Genomic DNA, 20613 nt, shown 5'->3' on the forward strand with positions numbered 1-20613 from the left:
CATGAGCTTTCAAGACAATCTGGCTGCCATGCCTGCAATCGACCACTTAAGCGGCCTAGACGTTAATAACGGGCAAGGCGAAACCATTCACCATATTCCTGCCGCACCGGGCAAGCTCGGTTCATTAAAACTCTATCATGCGCTGGCACAAGAATTCGATAACCAATTAAATGCCAACGCAGCCGAACGCGGTTTGGCATTGTTTGCCGAGCACGTGGCCGATGCCGAAGCCAATCCGGGCAAGCACCCTAACATTGATTTGCTGTTTGAAGTGAAAGCCGGAAACTTGGTTTATCAATTGAAACCGTTACAAGCTTAATTGAAGATAAAAATGCCGCCTGAAATTGATTTCAGACGGCATTTTGCTACCCCATAACAAAATCGTTTACATTATTTTAAATATGTTATACCATAACTCATCAATTTTAATTGACCCACCTACTTTTAGAAAACAGCCATCATGAAAAAATCTATTTTACTGATTACTTCCGCATTGTTTCTGTCTACCGCCGCACACGCCCACCGTGTATGGGTTGAGACCGCACACACCCACGGCGGCGAATACCTGACTGCCGAATTGGGCTACGGCGAATTTCCAGAATTAGAGCCAATTGCCAAAGACCGGCTTAACATTTTCAAACCATTGCAACTGGTTACCGAAAAAGGCAAAGAAAATCTGATTCAAAAAGGCCAATTCAACTACCAATACCGCAGCAACCGCCCGGTTAAAGACGGCAGCTATTTGGTGATTGCCGAATACCAGCCGACTTTCTGGTCGAAAAACGCCGCCGGTTGGAAGCGCACCAACAAAACCGAAATGACTGATGCCACCTATTGCGAAGAAAGCCGCATGTACGGCAAAAACATCGTCAACGTTGGCCATGAAAGCGCAGACACCGCCGTCATCACCAAACAAGTCGGCCAAAACTTAGAAATCGTACCGCTCGACAACCCGGCCAACATTCACGTTGGCGAGCGCTTCAAAGTGCGCGTGTTATACCGTGGCGAGCCATTGGCCAACCATCCGGTAACCGCAACCTTCGACGGCTTTGACAACAGCGACCGCAGCAAAACCCACAAAGTAGAAGCGCAAGCATTTTATGACGTGACCAACGACAAAGGCGAAGTGGACATTATCCCGTTGCGCCAAGGTTTCTGGAAAGTTAATGTTGAGCACAAAACCGACTTCCGCGACCAAAAAGTTTGCGAAAAAGAGTCCAACTACACCACGCTTACTTTCCAAATCGGTCATACGCACCACTGATTTATATAGTGGATTCACTTTTAAAACAGGACAAGGCGGTGAGCCGAAGACAGTATAGATAATACGGCTAGGCGAACCAACGCCCTACTATTTTAAAGTGGATTCACTATACATCTATAAATTGCTGAAACAAACGACAATACATTGCAAACGTCAAAGGCCGTCTGAACATTCAGACGGCCTTTTATCATAAGCACTCAAGGCTGATGCGGCGCAAACCGCCATTCTCCTAAGGCCAAATCCAGTTCAAAAATGTTCAAGTGCCCAATAGCCACCCGCACCAAACGCAAACAAGGATAACCAAGCTTCGCCGTCATCCGCCGTACTTGGCGGTTCTTACCTTCGGCAATTTTAATTTCCAGCCAAAAATCCGGCACCGTTTTACGCATCCGAACCGGTGGTTGACGCAGCCACAGTTTATCCGCCTCTTCCCCTGCCAACACGCGCACCTTAGCCGGACGCGTCACAAAATCACCCAAATCCACACCACGATGCAACAAATCCAGTTTCGCCTCATCGGGCACACCCTCCACCTGCACCCAATAGGTTTTTTCCTGCTTAAACTTCGGATCTGCAATCCGTGCCTGCAAACGCCCGTTATTCGTCAGCAACAACAAACCTTCACTATCCGTATCCAAACGCCCTGCCGGATAAAAGCCCGGTTGCTCGACATAATCTTTCAAGCATTGGTGCTTTTCATGCGGCGAAAACTGGCAAATCACGCCATAAGGTTTGTTTAAAACAATCAAATCATTCATTCAGACGGCCTCAGTCTTGATATGGGTATTCGAGTCGCAGCTGCAAGCAAATCCAACATGTTTACGCCAATCATCATATCAAATAACACGACAAATCTGCAAATATAGTCAATCCCCCAAATATAAATTACAATCTCCCCCATGACCTATTCAACAGACTTTCGCCAACTCGCCTTAGCCAAACTCGCCCAAGGCCTCTCCATCCGTCAAGTAGCCAAAGAGCTCGGCATCGGCAGCGATACCGTGTTCAAATGGAAAAAGAATCCCATTCCCAAAGGCTATCCCAAAGACAGAAAACCCCTCAAAATTACCAAAGAAGCACTGCTTAGAGACGTCGAACAATACCCCGATGCCTATTGCTACGAACGGGCACAACGGCTCAACTGCTCGACCAACGGCATTCACCAGGCATTGAAAAGATACGGAATCAGCCGAAAAAAAGACCAATAAACACCCCAAAGCAGATGTTCGGCTCAGAAAACGCTTTATCAGACTCAGACACCGTTTCCAACTGAAAGAACGTCCGATTGTTTGGTTGGACGAAAGCGGATTCAGAGCTTCCGTCCACCGTCCTTACGGTTATGCCCCAAAAGGCAGACGGTGTATTGATACCCATGACTGGCAGGGACGTAATCAGACTAATGCCATCGGTGCGCTGTATGATAATCAACTGTTTGCGGTCGGTTTGTTTGACTGTTCCATCAACAGCAGGATATTCGACACTTGGATCGAACAGTTACTGATCCCGCAACTGCCGCCCGAGAGTGTGGTGGTGATGGACAATGCGGCGTTTCATAAGGGTAAGGCAGAAGCCTTGCTGAAGGAAAAGGGGCATAGCGTCCTATGGATGCCGCCTTACAGCCCCGGCCTGAATCCCATCGAAAAGAAATGGGCTTGGTTAAAGGCGAGACGGAGAAAACTTGGGGGGGTGTCTGTGGATGAGTTGTTTAGGAGTGTTATTTAAATTCATGAGATTGACTATAACAAAACAAAACCCGCTGATAAATCAGTGGGTTTTGTTTATTCTTGGCAGAGTAAGAGCCGCCATTAATTAATCCAAACATCACTTAATTGATGATAGAATAAATTAAATAATATCCAATATGATAATGAAGTATTAATTCAATCCTCTCTAAAACAAATCTTTCAATTCACGGCATACCAAATGGCATACCGATTAGGAAGTATACTATGGCAATCATCGCGGATTTATCAGTATTGCCGAAACAGATACCCTGACAGGATAGCCACGGCACACGGTTTTTATTCCGGCCTTCCGAGATTGGTGTAGTGAACACGGTTATGCACGAGATTTGGCTGAACGTGCTTTGGCTCATGCTGTTGCTAATCAAGTTGAAGCAGCCTACCATCGCACGGATTTGCCGGAACAACGCAAACCGATGATGCAAGCATGGGCTGATTTTGTTATGGGTGAAACACAGCAGCCTGAAACAACATAATGCATAAAACAAAAGCTACCGCATAAGGCCGGTAGCTTTTGTTTATCTGTGTTTACATATCATTTACTTCAATTTCATCAAAGCGAATAACTTACCTGAATCCCCGTTGCCCATTTCTTCGTTTGAAAATAGTCAGGTTTTTTCACCGCACGACTGGCGGATAAATCGTAAGACAACTGTCCGCCTGCTTTCACTTGTCTCCGTACACCAAGCGCAGCACCTGCCAAAGTTTGTCCCAATAAGTACTGGACAGAAGGGCCTGAAACGTGCCCGACATCGGCTCCGAGATACAGTTGTTGTCCTTGTCTGAAATTCCAACTCAAATCGTTACGCCAATACCAGCCGCGTTCCGCCGACAGGCTCAGTTCCCCGTCAAAACCGCGTACGGTATAGCGCCCGCCGATGGCTAATTTGTCTTGGGAAGTTAAAGGCGTTTTGTTCCATTGTGTGTGGAGATTGGTATCGTAGGCAAAGTTTTGTCTGCCGATATGGAACGGTACGTTTAAATCGGCACCGGCAGTCCAAATCTTCATGCGGGAAGTACCTTCGCCAAAGGCTTCTTCGGGCACCGGAAGTGAATCTCTCATACCGGTACCCCGTTTGTAGGCGATTTTAAAATTGGCGGTGCTGTTGCCAAGGTATTCTTTATGCGACAACTCGGCTGCCCAACCTGCATTCTTACGGTGTTGTACGGTGATTTCGGCATCATCGATATAGCTTTGTGTTTCCCGTGTCCACAATTTGGCGCCGAAATAGGTTTTACGGTGGGCGTCACGATGCAGCAGACGGTTAAAACCAAAATCGGCGTTGCTGCTTTTACCGTTATAATCATAGGCTTCGCTTAACCCGGCCACTGCCTGATAGTAACGGTAGCCGCTGTGGTTGAATGCCCATGTCCATTTGCCGAAGGGAACGGAATAGTGACGGCATAATTATAAGTCCCTCCCTTTTTCAGACGGCCTGTAGTGTCGGCTTTATCGGAAACATTGCCGATGGAACGGCCGTAGTTGGCATAAAACAAATCGCTTAAGCCAAAGGGATTGTCTGCAGAAAAGGTTACATTGCCTTAATATTTGCCTGTCTCTTTGCTGCCTGAATTATCTATTCCGACATTCAAACGATAAGGCAGCAGTTTTTGCCGCCATTTAACCGATACGGCGCTTTGATTCGGTACACCTGCAACAGGGACGATTTGAATATCGGCTTCGGCGGTGGGAATGCGTTTTAAATTCTCCAAACCCTGCTCTAAATCACGTAGGTTTAAAATACCGTCCGAACGCATGGGAAACTCGTTCTGAAATGCGGCAATCCGCTCTGCATGAGTATGCCCGCTGTCGGATAAATCGATTTCAATGTTTTTCAGGTAGCCGGGAAAAACAGTCAGTGTCAGCTTACCGCTGTTTAAATCTTGCGGTGCCGCCAAAATGCGGGTGGTAGTATAGCCCCGTCCAATCATCACATTTTGAGCAGCAGTCATGATTTGATTGATGTCTCCGGCATTTAAACACTTGCCCGCCTGAAAATGGGTTTGAGCCAGTGCCCGTTTTAAGGCAGATTGAAATAAACGGTGATGCTCGCCGGTTAAAACCACATCTTGAATGGTGAAACAGTTCAGGCTGCCGCCTGACGTATCGGCTGTACTGCTGGTGTTGATACCTTCCTGCAGCAAAGCGGATTCATCAGTACCCGAACCGTTATATAAGCGCACATCGCTTTTCGGTTGCAGTTGTTCCCGTTGCTGTTCTTGTCGTTGACGTTGCAGTATATCTTGCTGCCGATAAAAGCCCTCCTGGTCGGGGGTAGCAGACAATGTGGCAGGAGCAACCATCCCTGCCGATAACAGCAGCAAAGGCAAGCATCGGATTTTGGCGTTGTATGGCTGATGAGATTTCATGAATCGTCTCGGAAATAAATAACATAATCAACGGGTTTTGAATATCGGTAAAACACTATCAAGTTTTAAATGTCAAAATCCGCAATCCCTTATCCGCCCCTTTGTGATATAAGGAGCGTAATATCGTATCGGGAAATAACCGGCGTACGGCAGAACGCATTTGATGACTGTGCCCCAAAGGTGCGAACCATTGGATGATCCAAATATTATCTCCGCAGTTCCAATCACTGTTATCACGTAAATAACGGTCGGATTGTAAATAGTGCGCTTCCGCCACTTTATCCAAATATGCCCAAGAGATGTAGCCAATTGGCTGCGCACCCTTGCAAAACAAAGCAAATTGCCCATTTTTAAGCACTGGCAGCACATACGCCATCATCTCGGCAATATCGACCTGACGATGAACAGGTGATTGATACCACAGCCATGTGATGGCTCCCAATACTTCACTTTCGTTCCATACTTTATCAGGGAAAAGTTTGGGGGAGATGATGTTTAAAGTGGGTGTTGGATTGGGCATTTTGGTTACAGTTAAAGGTGTAATGAGTCGGGCTTGTGTCTGTCTGATTACCGCCCCGATTAGGTGGACAATGAGTTGCCCACCCTACGCTTGCTGATGGCACACACGCTACACCCTGAATAGAATATTGATACAGGCTACGGCTTGCTGTTTTTTAATCGAACCCGCTCTTCCCATATTTCTTTGGGTACATGATAAATATTCTCGGCTTCATCAGCAGTTAAGTCACTAATTCCTTTCATAAATAAATTTGGCCAACTATCACTTTCAGAAATATACGCAAATTTTATATTAAATTTTCCAGAATCTAGTAAAGATACATGACAATGTGTCCATTGCTCTTTTCCCTTAAATGGAGGGATGGCTCTAACAGCTTCCAACAAAGCCAATATATCGGCAGCCACCTCTGGAGTTTCTCCAAAGCCAAACCATTTAGTTTTGCCATCAATAATAAAATCAATTGTATATCCTGAGCTTTCATTAAATAATTGTGCATAATAATTTATACAAGAAGCTTCTTTTGGAAAAAACTTCCATATTATCCTTGCAATTTTTGCATAAATTTCTTCAATATTTTTATCCATTTTCATTTTCCTGTTGGTGTATTTTTTAGAACCCTATTAATTTCTCTGCCACCATTTTCTGAAAAATTAATTACAAAACTATCGGGTCTCTTGCTATTACCTGAGTAAATAGGTTTAATATTGACCTGCACCCTTCCTCCAGCCTCCAACGTTTTCTTCCATTGTTGCTCCAGTTTATACCAATCACCACTAGCACCATTCAATTTCGCATCCATCGGCACCAAATTGATGCCTTCGCCTGGGCCGCCGAACATCGACTATCAGATGGCCGCCGCAATCACTATCTTTACGGCATGAACCGCCCGAAGTGCGTCGCTGGTAGGTATTCCTGTCCCAAGGGTCTATTTTCAAATCGGCAGTTACTTCTTTTACCCGCTTCTGTGCATCAGTGGCATATTGGAAACCGTTATCAAAGCGGTAAACGCTATTTGCATTGAGCTTGTTGGCCAATTGGTTCCATTGTTTTATCCGGCCACGCTGAAGCTCTACAACTGCCTGTTCGGCTTTTTTACCTGCCAAAGTAAGTTTGTTCGACTTATATAAGCTTGCTGCTTCCTCAAACAGTCTTTTTGCCAGGCCATAACCTTTGGCTGTAGCCCGTTCGACAGGTATTATAGATGCAATTGCTAAAGCTTTTCCGCTTAAATCGGTAGCTTCGTAGTAATCCGAACCGGCACCGTAAGGGGTAATTAAGAGCTTGGCGGCTTCGTTTAAAATAGCCAACTGTTGCCGTTCAGCTTCTCTTAAAGCTTTATCCCACTCGGGATCCCGATTGCGCAATTCGGCTTCCCTTATGGCTTCAATACGCAGCTCTTCAACCGTATTGTTTTCCACCGCCGTCTGCGCAGCCTGTCCGCCGGCTACCCAGTCCGATTCCGAACCGCCTGCAACCGCACCGACAGTCACTCCGCCCAGGCTCAGAATGCCCGACACGGTTTTTTTCTGCTCCGCCGTCAGTTTGCTGCCGTCTTTTTCTCCGTAGAGATAGTTGCCGATTAACGGTGCGGCCGCTTCGGCACTGCCGGCACTGATGGTTCCGGCCAGGGCGTTGTTGCCTCCCGCCGCAGCAGTCGCCGCGCCCAATACCGTATGGGCGAGGATGTGGGCGGTTTCCTGTTTAGCGGTAAGTTTGCCGTCTGAATTCTGTTTCGCCAGTTCTTTGAAGTGTTGTCCGATTTGATAGGATACGGCCGGGCTTGCCGCTGCGGCGGCAATGCCTGCTGTGCTTTGGGTGGGCGCACTTAAGCCTGCGGCGATGCTGTTGAGCAGCACTTTGCCTTTCTGCCAGTTACCTGCTTTTTGCCGGTACTCGGTTTCGCTGATAAGGCCTTTTTCTTTCTGCTCTTTCAGCGTATCCAGTTTTTGGTTGATTTCGCCGGTGGCCGACTGCACATTTTTGCTGAATTCCTGACTGACCTTCCGCTGCAAATCAATCTCGCTCTGCACTCGCTCTTTGTCAAACGCATTGTTCAGACGGCCTGAGTTTTGTTCGGCGGTTTCGGTGCGGGTGGCGGTGTAAACGGCTTCGGCCGCTTCGCCCGTCGGGTCGTTGCCGATGACGATGTTGCGGGTGCCGATGCCGCTGCGGGTTATGCTGCTTTGATGGTTGCTGTCGCTGCCGTAGCCTATTGACGAACCGGCTCCGTTTTTATCGGCTACGGTTGTTAAGCGGCTTTCTTGGGGATGGTTTTGTGCGCCTTGTCCTAATGTGTCTCCGCCTACGGTGACACTGGCGCCTATGCCGAAACTTCCGCCTTCGTAACGGCTGCGGTTTTCAATGTCGCCGTGGCTGATTGAGGCCGTCTGAAAGCGGTTTTTGCCTTCGCTTTCGGCTTTTTCGGTGGCGGTAATTAGGCCGCCTTTTAAGTCGGTATGGTTTTTGACGTTGACTTAGAAGCCGTCGTCACCGGCAAAGATGCCGCTTTGTTCGCTGATACTGCGGTGGTCGGCGTTGGTTTTGCTTCGGCTGTAGTCGCCACCAGTAGAAGTAGCTTAATAGTTTTATATATTTAATACAAATATTTAAATTTTAAGTTTTCTGATACAATATAATCATGATCACCTTGATCTATATAACCAGTGACTTCTTTTATTTCTATAGTATCCACATTGCCGTGCATTACAGGCAAAGACCCATAGATAATAAATTTATTTTCCAATGTTTTTTTATGGATCAATATATCATCTTCCATAAGTAATTCGGCGTAATTTTTCATTTCTGTTTGAAATCTAAATAATATTTTTCCTTCATAAATCTTGGCGTACATAGGGGCATTTATGCTCAAGCTTTTGTAAAAATAAACAATAGAAATACATTGTTCATTTATGCAATAATGGGCTATTTTTTGTTGGTCAATATATCGACAATATATGTAATACATACTGAAAAACATTAATATCAGTAACACAAAAATCATTTTGAGAATATATGTTTTTTGATAATGTATAGCATGATATATACCGTATGTCACAAGAAATATAGGAAGAAGTGTCAGTAACAATAATGCAAAAATTGTCCAATTATCAACGAATACCATTAAATATATCTCCGATACTTGGTATATTATTAGGAATGATATTGTTCATATTATTCTTTATCCACAGCCTGTGTAGTCCTAAATTGTAACCATATTTGCTTTTATGGTATTGATACGACAATTCACCATACATAGGCGGAGGCCCGTAAGTCTTACCAGTTACTCTATTATTTATTACTGCGGATATTCCACCTTTCTGCAATGCTCCACTGGCTTTTTGAAAGTCATCAAAAGATTTTCCATTAACGGCAGCATTCATGCCTGCCAAGATATTACCAGCGTCTCTTAATGTAATGTATTTACCTTGAAATAAAAATCCATGGTATGAACCAGCACCAGGATAATTATTTTTTATATCGTATTCCCCACCTGAACGACTTTTCCAACCAACAGTAATATCCGGTTGCCCCCATGCTTTATCATTAAGACGATAAATATATGGTTCTATATTTTCTCCCAAATGGATAATGCCGAAAGATTTTCCCGATTCAGGACTGGTAAATGAATCCTGCCACATTATCTGACCAACAACGTTTTTAGGTGAATTAAGTAATTTATTAAAATCTGTCAAATTAGGACAATTATCTCCTGCAATGGGAGAACAACCATAATTATATTGATATATAGTTAATTAAAATAAAAACTACTCATTAATGCGGCCATAAAATTGCCTATTTCAGGCAGCACTTTTCGTAGATGCTTTTTAATGTTCGCCCATGCTTTTTCAATCGGATTAAGCTCTGGCGAATAAGGTGCAAGAGCTAAGATTTTATGCCCCTCTTTTTCTGAAATCTCTGCTAAAACAGACATCCGATGAAAGCGAGCATTATCCATCACAATAACAGATTGTTCAGTTAATTCAGGCAGCAATACGCCTTCAAACCATGCTTCAAATAAACGACTATCCATCGTGCCTGAATAAATCATGGGTGCAATTAGATTACTTTGGTCTTTGATTTGAGCTGCAACCAGTGATGTGCGCTGGTATCGTTTACCACTGATTTGCGCTTTAACTGGAAGCCCTTTTGGTGAATAGGCATAAGGACGGTAGTAAAAAGTATCAAATCCTGTTTCATCAAGGAAAACAAATTGATAATCAGCATATTGATTTAATGCTTGTTGATAAGTGGCTACCTGTTCTGGTTTTTGTTCTTTGTAGCTCGTGGTCTTTTTTTACGCGTAATACCCAATACTTTGAACAAATAACAAATATTAGCCGGCGTACACCCAAAATGAGCTGCAATTTCATGCTGGTATGCATCAGGGTGTTCTTTAACATATTCTATGAGCAGTTTTTTATTGACTTTGGTTGCATTGCCACCTTTGACTTGATGTTCAAATGAACCAGTTTGCTCATAGCGTTTTCTCCAACTTCGAAATGTTTTTGGGTCAATTTGGTATGCTTTGCAAACTTCGCTGGCATTTTTGCATGCCTGATAGTATTGGTATGCTTTTTCTCGTAGTTCTATTGAGTATGACATTTTGGACTCTAAATATTCAGTGTTGATTTGGGAATTCTTATTTTAATATACTATAATCAACTGATATATTGTTTTTAATATATAGCAAATAAACCTATTCTTCGATACAATTCCACCATGGCCTATTCAGAAGACTTCAAACAACTCGTACTCAAAAAACTCCGTCAAGGATGGACGATTCGCAGAGCCGCAAAAGAATTCGGCATTGCCATCTCCACCATCACGCTTTGGAAACGCCCTCCGGCTCCTCAAACCCCTCCGAAGCAACGGAAAACCCGCAAAATCAGCGCCCAAGCACTGCTCGAAGATGTTGAGCGTTATCCCGATGCCTATTGCTATGAAAGAGCGCAACGCTTTGGCTGTTCCCATACTGCCATACACAAAGCATTAAAGCGATACAACATCAGCTACAAAAAAAGACCAACCGCCACCCGAAAGCCAACAGAGGGCTCAGAAAAAACTTCCTGAAGTTACTGCACCGCTACATCCGCCGTAACCGTCCGGTTGTTTATTTAGACGAGAGCGGATTCAGAACATCCTGTTACCGGCCTTACGCTTATGCGCCAAAAAGCCGGCGCTGTTATGCGCTCCATGATTGGCAGGGACATCATCAGACCAATGCTATTGGGGCGTTATTTCACGGCAAACTGTTTGCCGTCGGGTTGTTTGATTGCAGTATTGACCGCCGAATATTTGACGCTTGGGTGGAGCGGATTTTGATTCCGGAGCTACCGCAAAACAGTGTGGTGGTGATGGATAATGCGACGTTTCATAAGGGGAGTGCTTTAACACTTCTGAAGGAGAAAGGCCATACTGTGTTATGGCTTCCGCCCTATAGCCCTGATCTGAATCAGATAGAGAAAAAGTGGGCTTGGATTAGAGGTGTTAGGAATCGGCTGCGAATTACGGATGTGGATTGGCTGTTTCAGGTGTGCATCGGTAAATAAGTTTATTTGCTATAGATTAAAAGGCCGTCTGAAATTTTCAGACGGCCTTATTTATTATTTCAAAGCTTCAAGCAGTTTATCGTGAATCCCTCCAAAGCCGCCATTGCTCATCACCAAAATCTGATCGCCGCCTTGTGCCTCTTTTACAATCTCAGCAACAAAAGCATCAAAGTCTTGACCGACGTGCAGTTTGTCGCCCAATGGTGCCAATGCTTCTGCAACATCCCAATCCACGCCGCCGGCATAGCAGAAGACTCGGTCGGCTTCACGCAGGCTTTCGGGCAGCGCGGCTTTCATGGTGCCGAGCTTCATGGTGTTGGAGCGTGGCTCGAGCACGGCCAAGATACGGGCTTTGCCGACTTTTTGGCGCAACCCGGACACCGTGGTGGCCATCGCGGTCGGATGGTGGGCGAAATCGTCGTAAACGGTTACGCCGTTGACCGTGCCTTTGATTTCCATGCGGCGCTTCACGTTTTGGAATTGGCCTAAGGCTTCGCAGGCTGTCTGAACATCCACGCCGGCATGGCGTGCCGCAGCAATAACCGCCAATGCGTTCATGCGGTTATGCTCGCCCAATAATGCCCATGCGACATGGCCGGCTTTTTCGCCTTTAAAGAATACGTCAAAACCGCCCTGCCCGTCTGCTTCGCCGATTTGCCAACCTGCTTGGTTGCCAAAGAGTTCAACCGGTGTCCAGCAGCCTTTATCTAAGGTTTCATGAATGCTTTCTTCGCGGCCGTTGGCAATAATCAGGCCGTCTGAAGGCACGGTTCGCACCAAGTGGTGAAACTGGGTTTGAATCGCGCCTAAATCGGCAAAAATATCGGCGTGGTCAAATTCGAGATTGTTCAAAATTGCCGTGCGCGGGCGGTAATGCACGAATTTGCTGCGTTTATCGAAAAATGCGGTGTCGTATTCATCGGCTTCAATCACGAAAAACGGTGATTTACTGTTTGGGTTTTGGCGCGTGGCTTGCGGCAAACGCGCCGATACGCTGAAATTCAGGGGCACGCCGCCAATCAAGAAGCCCGGTGCCAAACCCGCATATTCCAATACCCAAGCCAGCATGGATGCAGTGGTGGTTTTGCCATGCGTACCGGCCACGCCCAATACCCAATGATGGAACAATACGTTTTCCGCCAGCCATTGCGGACCGGAAATATACGGCAAACCACGGTTTAACACGGCTTCCACCACGTCCGTGCCGCGCTTGGCGACATTGCCAATCACATACACATCGGCTTGAAACTCATCCAATTGCGCGGCATCGAAACCTTCGTGCACGGCAATGCCCAAGGCTTCAAGCTGGGTGCTCATCGGGGGGTACATTTTGGCATCGCAGCCGCTGACTTTAAAACCCGCTTCTTTGGCAATGGCTGCCACGCCGCCCATAAAAGTGCCGCCGATTCCGATAATGTGAATGTGTTTCATGATGCAAGTATCTTGTTCAAAAACGCATATTATAGCCGAAATCGTATTAAAAGGCCGTCTGAAAATATGAGAAGCGTTTATATGGGTTATTTTATATGGGTTATAATGTCGGGCATAACCACAACAGAGAGAGCCAACCATGGAATTTATCAAAACCCGCGCCGCCGTTGCCTGGGCGCCCAATGAACCCTTAAAAATCGAAGAATTGGATTTAATGCCCCCGCAAAAAGGCGAAGTGTTGGTGCGCATTGTCGCCACCGGCGTCTGCCACACTGACGCTTACACTTTGAGCGGACAAGATTCGGAAGGTGTGTTCCCTTGCGTGTTGGGGCATGAGGGTGCCGGCATTGTCGAAGCAGTCGGCGAAGGCGTAACCGATTTTGCCGTCGGCGACCATGTTATTCCGCTTTACACTGCCGAATGCGGCAAATGCAAATTCTGTACTTCAGGCAAAACCAACCTGTGTTCGTCCGTACGTGCGACACAGGGCAAGGGCTTGATGCCCGATGGCACGGTGCGTTTTTTCAAAAACGGCCAGCCGATCTATCACTACATGGGTACATCAACTTTCTCGGAGTACACCGTTGTTGCCGAAGTTTCTTTGGCTAAAATCCAGCCTGAAGCAGATTTAAAAGAAGTGTGCCTGCTCGGTTGCGGCGTCACCACCGGCATGGGCGCGGTGATGAACACGGCCAAAGTAAAACGCGGTGACACCGTGGCGATTTTCGGCTTGGGCGGCATCGGTTTGGCTGCCATTATCGGCGCGCGTATGAATGGTGCAGGCCGCATTATCGGTATCGACACCAATCCGTCTAAATTTGCTTTGGCAGAGAAACTCGGCGCTACTGATTTTGTCAATCCGAAAGATTTCGATAAACCGATTCAAGAGGTGATTATCGAAATGACAGATGGCGGCGTGGATTATTCGTTTGAGTGTATCGGCAATGTAGAAGTTATGCGCGCGGCTTTGGAATGCTGCCACAAAGGCTGGGGCGAGAGCATTATCATCGGCGTGGCTCCGGCCGGTGCGGAAATTTCAACCCGCCCGTTCCAATTGGTTACCGGCCGCGTATGGCGCGGTTCGGCATTTGGCGGCGTAAAAGGCCGCAGCGAATTGCCGGGCATCATCGACCAATACATGCGCGGCGAATTTGCCTTGAGTGATTTCATCACCCATACCATGCCTTTGGAAGACATCAACACCGCATTTGATTTAATGCACGAAGGTAAATCGATTCGTAGCGTGATTCATTATTAATCAATCGTGTAATGTAAAGAAAAAAACAGGCCGTCTGAACGCAAATCGTTGCTTTCGGACGGCCTTTGCTATGATTGGTTTCAGCATTCACGGCCACAGCCAAGCCCACACGTTGCGGCCTTCGCCTTGCAATAACACCAGCGTGCGGCAGGCCGAAGCAGTATTCATGCACTCTAACCCTACGCCGCGTGATGCAGCTTCTGCGATAATTTTCGGATGGATAAATTCTTGCTTTGCCCCTGTGCCGATAATAATCACTTCTGGCAAGGCTTCGTCTGAGGCCGTCTGAAAAAAATCGCTAATACGTAATTCATAAGGCATTTTGTCTGCCATTAAAGTAATGGCATCTGATTTTAAAACAATCGGTTGGGCCCATATCTCTCCGCCTGCCTCAATCGCGCCGCGGCGGTATGCGGTGACGGCAGCGGCAGCTTTTACAGTATTTTCTTCAATCAACATAATGTTGTTATCCTTATATTTTTAGCCGTTTTTGTTAAACTTTTTGCCGTTATTCCATACAAATGTTTTAAGCCGGCGTTCAGACGGCATGATTTCGCTCTTCAAAATCAGCCGTGACATCATTTTATTCTGTACCGGAGCTTCTTTAAAAAAGGTGCAAAAACAGGCAATTTCGGGTAGGATTAGCAAATTTGACGTCCGCACCGCGCCTGCTTTCATTCAAGGCTGCATTCTGTGTGCGACAGTTTACGCTATTGGAAATTTCGGCTCAACAAGGAGACACAATGAAGCCAGTGAATATCGGTCTGTTAGGCTTAGGTACGGTAGGCGGCGGCACCGCAACCGTTTTGCAGGAAAACGCCGCGGAAATCAGCCGCCGTTTGGGTCGTGACGTGAATATTTCAGCCGTATGCGACAGAAGCGCCGAAAAAGCAGCCGAAATTGCGCCGAATGCGGCTTTTGTGCAAGATCCTTTTGAATTGGTACAACGCGCCGACGTGGATGTGGTCGTCGAATTGTTCGGCGGCACCGGTATTGCCAAAGATGCCGTGTTGAAAGCACTTGAAAACGGCAAACACGTTGTGACCGCCAATAAAAAACTGCTGGCCGAATACGGCAACGAAATTTTCCCGTTGGCCGAGTCAAAAAACGTGATGGTGCAATTTGAAGCGGCAGTAGCCGGCGGCATCCCGATTATTAAAACCTTACGCGAAGGCTTGGCCGCCAACAACATCAAATCCATTGCAGGCATCATCAACGGCACCAGCAACTTTATTTTGAGCGAAATGCGCGAAAAAGGCAGCGCGTTTGCCGACGTATTGAAAGAAGCGCAAGCCTTAGGCTATGCCGAAGCCGACCCGACTTTCGACATCGAAGGCCACGATGCCGGCCACAAAATCACCATTATGAGCGCATTGGCGTTCGGCACTCCGGTTGATTTCAGCGGCTGCTATTTGGAAGGAATCAGCAAACTCGACAGCCGCGACATCAAATATGCGGAAGAATTGGGCTACCGCATCAAATTATTGGGCATCACCCGTAAAACCGACAAAGGCATCGAATTGCGCGTTCACCCTACCCTGATTCCGGAAAGCCGCCTGTTGGCCAACGTTAATGGGGTAATGAATGCCGTGCGCGTAAATGCCGATATGGTGGGTGAAACCCTATACTACGGGGCAGGCGCAGGTGCATTGCCGACTGCCAGCGCAGTGGTTGCCGACATCGTCGATATCTGCCGTATGATTGGTGCCGATGCCGCCAACCGCGTACCGCATTTGGCCTTCCAACCTGAAGGCGTGAAAGCGCAAAACATTCTGCCGATGGACGAAATCACCAGCAGCTACTACCTGCGCGTGCAAGCCAAAGACGAGCCGGGCACATTAGGTAAAATCGCCAACCTACTGGCCGGGCAAGGCGTATCCATCGAAGCCTTGATTCAAAAAGGCGTGTTCAACAAAACCACCGCTGAAATTGTGATTCTCACCCACAGCACGGTTGAAAAAAACATCAAATCGGCCATCGCCGCCATAGAGCAATTGGATTGCGTGGAAACGCCGATTACCATGATTCGCATGGAAAGTCTGCATGGTTGAGCAATCGTTAACCCCCGAAGAACAAGCGGCGAAAACCAAAAAAGCCAAAGCTAAAATCCTCACCATCCGCATTTGGGCATGGATTATCATGGCATTGCTGGTGAGCTTTTTCTTTTTGTCGCAATGCGCCTTGTCGAAGCCTAAAGCCAAACAAGCCATTATCGAATCGTGTGTAAAAAACATTCCGTTTGCCGACAAATGGCAGGCTGATTTGAAAGCACGCGGCTTGGAAGGCAAAAGCGAGCAAGTCATCGGCGATTACTGCGTTTGCATGTGGGGCGAACCTTTAGAAAAGCTGAGTGAAAAGCAAATCCAATCGTTCAGCAAAATCAGCGCACAAGAACAGCTTGAGCTGCTCGGTGGCGCCGCTGCTTTTGAAGCCCGCGACCAGCAATGTATTGCCGGTTTGAAAGCCGAATAAAAAGGCAAATATAAACAAAGGCCGTCTGAATATTATCTTTCAGGCGGCCTTTATTGTATGGTTTTAAACCGATTTATTCATAAAATCATCGCGCTTAACCAACATATAAGCCAGCACCGCCGCCAGCAATGCCGTGCCAGCACCGACAAAACCAATGCCGCCCAAGCCCAATCCAACGGTAACATAATGCCCCGACAGCGCACCGCCACCGATGCCCACGTTATACAGACCCGAATAAATCGAGGTGGCAACATCGGTGGCATCGGAAGCAAAATTCAACACTTTCGCAATCATCGACAGGCTGACTACGCTGATGGCAATGCCCCACACAAAACACAGCGCATAAACCGCCCATGCCGAGCCGGACAACGGCCACAGCAACGCCGTCATCAACACTACCAAGGCTGCTGCGCCGATAAAGAATTGGCGCGGGAACGTGGCAAACCATTTGCCGAATACAAACGAAGCCACAAAACCGGCCGAACCATACAAGCCAAGCACAATCGTCACTTGTTCCGGTTTGAAGCCGCCGATTTGCAGCACAAACGGCTCGATGTAGCTATACGCGGTAAAATGTGCAGTGATGATCAGAATGGTAAAGCCGTAGAGCAGCATCAGGTTTTTGCGTTTCACCAGCAACGGCAGGCTGCCCAATGAACCGGAATTCACGCTCGGCAGCAACGGCAGGTTTTTCGCCAACACCACCATCACCGCCGCCGCGCAAATACCAATCAGCAAGAAACTGGTTTGCCATGAATAAAACTGTCCAATCACGCGCCCCAACGGAATGCCCATTACCATCGCCATCACCGTACCTGTGCTCAGCAAACCCAGCGCCTGCGTGCTTTTGCCTTGCGGCGCAACCCGCACCGCCAAAGACGCCGTAATCGACCAAAACACCGCATGCGTCAAGGCAATACAGATCCGGCTGACCAACAACACGCCGAAATTCCAAGCAAAAAACGACAATACATGTCCGGTTACAAATACGGCGAACAAAATCAGCAAGAGCTTGCGGCGTTCAAAATTTTTCGTGGCCAGCATGAGCGGCAGCGACAGCAACGCCACAATCCACGCATACACCGTCAACATAATGCCGACTTCGGTCGAAGCCATGCCGAAGGTTTGGCCGATATCGCTCAACAGCGCAATCGGAATAAATTCGGTGGTGTTGAAAATAAACGCCCCCACCGCCAAGGCCAACACACTCAGCCATTGTTTTTTCTCTTTTGCCGCCGGCATAATCTTACTCTTCCTTATCAAAATCAGGTGCGTATTCTACTCCGCCCAAGCCATAATTAAAACGATAACAATCGACTACATTTCATTTGATTTCAAATGTTTCAGACGGCCTCTAAGAATAAACAGGCCGTCTGAAAAAATACTTGACCCTTACCCTGTGTCAAGGTTTATATTAAGAACATCCGACGAGTAAACGAAAGGAAGAAATCGTGGAAAGCATCACCTTAAACGTAGAAGGCATGACCTGCGGCGGTTGCGTGAAAAGCGTCACCCGCATTTTGGAAAACACCGACGGCGTTGCCAAGGCAGAAGTAAGTTTGGAAAACAAAAGTGCCGTGATTGAATTCGATGCCGCCAAAACCAATGTCGATGCCTTAATCGAAGCGATTGGAGACGGCGGCTTTGATGCTTCACGTTGATCACACGCCCGAGGCCGTCTGAAAGCAGGATTTTCAGACGGCCTTTACCTTTGAGAATGCTTGACTTTACCCCGTTATCAAGGTTTAAGCTTTCTTTACCTCTTCATTGACCGGGCAACGAAAATGAAACAAAAAGTCCGTTTCCAAATTAAAGGCATGACCTGCCAAGCTTGCGCCTCACGCATTGAAAAAGTGTTGAACAAAAAAGACTTTATCGAAAGCGCAGGCGTAAATTTTGCCAGCGAAGAAGCGCAAGTCGTGTTTGACGACAGCCGCAGCTCAATAGCCGGCATCATCCGAATCATTGAAAAAACCGGTTTCGATGCAAAAGAAAAAACCGATGCGCTGACCAAAGCCGGCAGCGATGAACCGGTGCATATCGGTTGGCGTTTATGGCTGCTGCTGGCGATTAATGTACCGTTTCTCATCGGCATGGCAGGCATGATGATTGGCCACCATGATTGGATGCTGCCTGTGATGTGGCAATTTGCCTTAGCCGGCATTGTGCAACTTTGGCTGGCGATTCCGTTTTACAAAAGCGCATGGGCTTCAATTAAAGGCGGTTTGGCCAATATGGACGTGCTGGTCACTATCGGCACGGTGTCGATTTATCTCTATTCGGTGTATATGATGTTCCACCACCGCGATATGGGACACGACGGCATGGCACATGTGTATTTTGAAGCAAGCGTGATGGTGATCGGCTTTGTGTCGTTGGGTAAATTCTTGGAACACCGCACCAAAAAATCCAGCCTCAACAGCTTATCGCTGATGCTCAAACTCACGCCGAGCAAAGTGAATGTGCAACGCGGCGGTAAATGGCAATCGCTGCCTTTAGATCAAGTGCAAACCGGCGATATGCTGCGTGCCAATCACGGCGAGCGCATTGCCGCTGACGGTGTGGTCGAAAGCGGCAATGGTTGGACAGACGAAAGCCACTTGACCGGCGAATCCAATCCCGAAATGAAACAACAAGGCAGCAAGGTTTTGGCCGGTGCGCTGGTAACCGACGGCAGCTTGATTTACCGTGCCACGCAATTGGGCAGCCATACTTTACTGGGAGACATGATGAACGCGCTTTCCGAAGCGCAAGGCAGTAAAGCGCCGATTTCGCGCATGGCGGATAAAGCGGCGGCGGTATTTGTGCCGGTAGTGACCGGCATTTCCCTACTCACGTTCGTGCTCACTTGGGGCATAAAAGGCGATTGGCAGGCAGGCTTGATGCATGCGGTGGCAGTGTTGGTAATTGCCTGCCCATGTGCGTTGGGTCTGGCCACACCGGCAGCGATTATGGCCGGCATGGGCAAAGCGGTGAAACACGGTATTTGGTTTAAAGACGCGGCTTCGATGGAAGAATCGGCGCATGTCAACGCCGTGGTGCTCGACAAAACCGGCACGCTCACCAAAGGCCGTCCTCAAGTGGAGGCGGTTTACCTGGTGCCGGATAGTGGTTTTAGCGAAGACGGTTTGTTCCGCATCGCCGCTGCCGTCGAGCAAAACGCCACCCACCCGCTGGCCAACGCGATTGTGTCGGCCGCTTTGGCGCGCAATCTGGATCTACCGCCAACCAGTCAAGCACAAACGGCAGTCGGTGCCGGCATATCTGCGGAAATCAGCGGTTTGGGTTTGGTAAAAGTCGGCAAAACCGATTACGCCAATTTAACCTCCTTGCCGGCCGATTTAGACGGTGTATGGCCAATCGCCAGCTTGGTGGCCGTATCGGTTAACGGCCGCCCCATCGGTGCATTCGCTTTGGCCGATGCCCTCAAAAACGACACCGCCGAAGCGATACGCCGTCTGAAAGCGCATGATATCGATGTGTATGTGATGAGTGGCGACAATCAAAATACCGTCGAATATATCGCCACACAACTGGGCATTGAACACGCGTTCGGCAACATGAGCCCGCGCGATAAAGCAGCCGCGGTGCAAAAACTCAAAAACGAAGGCAAAGTTGTCGCCATGGTCGGCGACGGCATCAACGATGCCCCTGCTTTGGCAGCGGCTAATGTCAGCTTTGCCATGAAAGGCGGCGCCGATGTGGCAGAACACACCGCCTCGGCCACGCTGATGCAGCATTCGGTCAACCAATTGGTCGATGCCCTGCTTGTTTCCCGCGCCACTTTGAAAAACATCAAGCAAAACCTGTTCTTCGCCTTTTTCTACAATATCCTCGGCATCCCGCTGGCTGCTTTGGGCTTTCTCAGCCCGGTGATTGCCGGTGCGGCGATGGCGATGAGCTCGGTATCGGTATTAACCAATGCTTTACGTTTGAAACGCGTAAAAATTGAATGATGCCGTTAGCTAAAAGCCGTGTAAAAGCTATCTGCTTTCACGCGGTTTTTT

At 47.7% G+C, this 20613-nt stretch carries 23 protein-coding genes and 2 pseudogenes; 13 read left to right on the top strand and 12 right to left on the bottom strand.

Annotated features, from left to right (window positions below; genetic code table 11):
- Position 1 precedes the first annotated feature (1 nt).
- Together H4O27_RS07240 and H4O27_RS07245 are read left to right on the top strand one after the other, a co-directional pair.
- Positions 2-319 (top strand): DUF2322 family protein, encoded by a 318-nt coding sequence (locus H4O27_RS07240; protein ID WP_165010416.1) that lies wholly within the window; start codon positions 2-4, stop codon positions 317-319.
- Between the two features lie 141 nt (positions 320-460).
- On the top strand, positions 461-1264 hold the full coding sequence (locus tag H4O27_RS07245; protein WP_165010418.1) for a DUF4198 domain-containing protein: 804 nt from the start codon (positions 461-463) through the stop codon (positions 1262-1264).
- Between the two features lie 197 nt (positions 1265-1461).
- On the opposite strand, the gene H4O27_RS07250 is transcribed toward H4O27_RS07245, so the two are convergent.
- Positions 1462-2022 carry a pseudouridine synthase gene (locus tag H4O27_RS07250; protein WP_165010420.1) on the bottom strand — a complete coding sequence of 187 codons (561 nt, stop codon included), beginning with the start codon at positions 2020-2022 and terminating at the stop codon, positions 1462-1464.
- A gap of 141 nt (positions 2023-2163) precedes the next feature.
- Between H4O27_RS07250 and H4O27_RS07255 the strand changes: the two genes are divergently transcribed.
- The 3 genes from H4O27_RS07255 (at position 2164) to H4O27_RS07265 (ending at position 3482) form a co-directional block, all read left to right on the top strand.
- A complete protein-coding gene (locus tag H4O27_RS07255) occupies positions 2164-2472 on the top strand; it encodes an IS630 transposase-related protein (RefSeq protein ID WP_165010422.1) in 309 nt (102 codons plus the stop codon).
- A gap of 37 nt (positions 2473-2509) precedes the next feature.
- Positions 2510-2986, top strand: coding sequence for an IS630 family transposase (locus tag H4O27_RS07260; RefSeq protein ID WP_226883530.1), 477 nt, complete (start codon positions 2510-2512; stop codon positions 2984-2986).
- 349 nt (positions 2987-3335) lie between these two features.
- A complete protein-coding gene (locus H4O27_RS07265) occupies positions 3336-3482 on the top strand; it encodes a hypothetical protein (RefSeq protein ID WP_206224766.1) in 147 nt (48 codons plus the stop codon).
- Between the two features lie 77 nt (positions 3483-3559).
- On the opposite strand, the pseudogene H4O27_RS13455 reads toward H4O27_RS07265, so the two are convergent.
- From H4O27_RS13455 to H4O27_RS13605, 5 genes and pseudogenes are all read right to left on the bottom strand, one after another.
- Positions 3560-5376, bottom strand: a pseudogene (locus H4O27_RS13455) (ShlB/FhaC/HecB family hemolysin secretion/activation protein).
- A gap of 58 nt (positions 5377-5434) precedes the next feature.
- The gene (locus H4O27_RS07275; RefSeq protein WP_165010424.1) at positions 5435-5896 is read right to left on the bottom strand and encodes a protein-lysine palmitoyltransferase; all 462 of its coding nucleotides are present in this window, start codon (positions 5894-5896) and stop codon (positions 5435-5437) included.
- Between the two features lie 137 nt (positions 5897-6033).
- Positions 6034-6480, bottom strand: a complete 447-nt coding sequence (locus H4O27_RS07280) for an immunity protein YezG family protein (RefSeq protein WP_165010426.1) — start codon at positions 6478-6480, stop codon at positions 6034-6036.
- A gap of 2 nt (positions 6481-6482) precedes the next feature.
- Positions 6483-6695 (bottom strand): DNA/RNA non-specific endonuclease, encoded by a 213-nt coding sequence (locus H4O27_RS13600; protein ID WP_255525158.1) that lies wholly within the window; start codon positions 6693-6695, stop codon positions 6483-6485.
- A complete protein-coding gene (locus H4O27_RS13605) occupies positions 6670-7926 on the bottom strand; it encodes a VENN motif pre-toxin domain-containing protein (RefSeq protein WP_371865592.1) in 1257 nt (418 codons plus the stop codon). Before H4O27_RS13605 ends, H4O27_RS13600 begins: the two co-directional genes overlap by 26 nt.
- 39 nt (positions 7927-7965) lie before the next feature.
- Between H4O27_RS13605 and H4O27_RS13610 the strand changes: the two genes are divergently transcribed.
- On the top strand, positions 7966-8112 hold the full coding sequence (locus H4O27_RS13610) for a hypothetical protein (protein WP_165010430.1): 147 nt from the start codon (positions 7966-7968) through the stop codon (positions 8110-8112).
- 377 nt (positions 8113-8489) lie between these two features.
- Here the strand turns inward: H4O27_RS13610 and H4O27_RS13100 are convergent, their stop codons facing one another.
- The 3 genes and pseudogenes from H4O27_RS13100 to H4O27_RS13105 all read right to left on the bottom strand — a co-directional run bounded on the left by H4O27_RS13100 (position 8490) and on the right by H4O27_RS13105 (position 10498).
- Entirely contained in the window at positions 8490-8747 is a 258-nt protein-coding gene (locus H4O27_RS13100; protein WP_226883377.1) for a hypothetical protein, read from the bottom strand.
- Positions 8748-9003: 256 nt separating this feature from the next.
- Positions 9004-9588 carry a hypothetical protein gene (locus H4O27_RS07300; protein ID WP_165010431.1) on the bottom strand — a complete coding sequence of 195 codons (585 nt, stop codon included), beginning with the start codon at positions 9586-9588 and terminating at the stop codon, positions 9004-9006.
- 56 nt (positions 9589-9644) lie between these two features.
- Positions 9645-10498, bottom strand: a pseudogene (locus H4O27_RS13105) (IS630 family transposase).
- Between the two features lie 117 nt (positions 10499-10615).
- Between H4O27_RS13105 and H4O27_RS07315 the strand changes: the two are divergent.
- Complete coding sequence (locus tag H4O27_RS07315) at positions 10616-10966, top strand: IS630 transposase-related protein (protein ID WP_193004227.1); 351 nt, start codon at positions 10616-10618, stop codon at positions 10964-10966.
- Positions 10894-11445, top strand: a complete 552-nt coding sequence (locus tag H4O27_RS13615) for an IS630 family transposase (protein ID WP_226883532.1) — start codon at positions 10894-10896, stop codon at positions 11443-11445. Before H4O27_RS07315 ends, H4O27_RS13615 begins: the two co-directional genes overlap by 73 nt.
- Before the next feature lie 54 nt (positions 11446-11499).
- On the opposite strand, the gene mpl is transcribed toward H4O27_RS13615, so the two are convergent.
- Complete coding sequence (mpl, locus tag H4O27_RS07325; protein WP_165008818.1) at positions 11500-12876, bottom strand: UDP-N-acetylmuramate:L-alanyl-gamma-D-glutamyl-meso-diaminopimelate ligase; 1377 nt, start codon at positions 12874-12876, stop codon at positions 11500-11502.
- A 139-nt stretch (positions 12877-13015) separates the two neighbouring features.
- On the opposite strand from mpl, the gene H4O27_RS07330 reads away from it, so the two are divergent.
- Positions 13016-14134 carry an S-(hydroxymethyl)glutathione dehydrogenase/class III alcohol dehydrogenase gene (locus H4O27_RS07330; RefSeq protein WP_165008820.1) on the top strand — a complete coding sequence of 373 codons (1119 nt, stop codon included), beginning with the start codon at positions 13016-13018 and terminating at the stop codon, positions 14132-14134.
- Between the two features lie 87 nt (positions 14135-14221).
- Here H4O27_RS07330 and H4O27_RS07335 read toward each other — a convergent pair whose 3' ends face one another.
- On the bottom strand, positions 14222-14593 hold the full coding sequence (locus tag H4O27_RS07335; protein ID WP_165008822.1) for an MTH938/NDUFAF3 family protein: 372 nt from the start codon (positions 14591-14593) through the stop codon (positions 14222-14224).
- Positions 14594-14877: 284 nt separating this feature from the next.
- Between H4O27_RS07335 and H4O27_RS07340 the strand changes: the two genes are divergently transcribed.
- Together H4O27_RS07340 and H4O27_RS07345 are read left to right on the top strand one after the other, a co-directional pair.
- Positions 14878-16185, top strand: coding sequence for a homoserine dehydrogenase (locus H4O27_RS07340; RefSeq protein WP_165008824.1), 1308 nt, complete (start codon positions 14878-14880; stop codon positions 16183-16185).
- The gene (locus tag H4O27_RS07345) at positions 16178-16606 is read left to right on the top strand and encodes a hypothetical protein (protein WP_165008826.1); all 429 of its coding nucleotides are present in this window, start codon (positions 16178-16180) and stop codon (positions 16604-16606) included. Before H4O27_RS07340 ends, H4O27_RS07345 begins: the two co-directional genes overlap by 8 nt.
- A gap of 63 nt (positions 16607-16669) precedes the next feature.
- On the opposite strand, the gene H4O27_RS07350 is transcribed toward H4O27_RS07345, so the two are convergent.
- Positions 16670-17848, bottom strand: coding sequence for a sugar transporter (locus H4O27_RS07350; RefSeq protein ID WP_165008828.1), 1179 nt, complete (start codon positions 17846-17848; stop codon positions 16670-16672).
- Between the two features lie 209 nt (positions 17849-18057).
- Between H4O27_RS07350 and H4O27_RS07355 the strand changes: the two genes are divergently transcribed.
- Entirely contained in the window at positions 18058-18267 is a 210-nt protein-coding gene (locus H4O27_RS07355) for a heavy-metal-associated domain-containing protein (protein WP_165008830.1), read from the top strand.
- Positions 18268-18390: 123 nt separating this feature from the next.
- Positions 18391-20562: a heavy metal translocating P-type ATPase gene (locus H4O27_RS07360; RefSeq protein WP_165008832.1), complete on the top strand. Its 2172-nt coding sequence runs from the start codon at positions 18391-18393 to the stop codon at positions 20560-20562.
- Positions 20563-20613: the final 51 nt, after the last annotated feature.

This window comes from Neisseria yangbaofengii (assembly GCF_014898075.1).
GTDB lineage: Bacteria > Pseudomonadota > Gammaproteobacteria > Burkholderiales > Neisseriaceae > Neisseria > Neisseria yangbaofengii.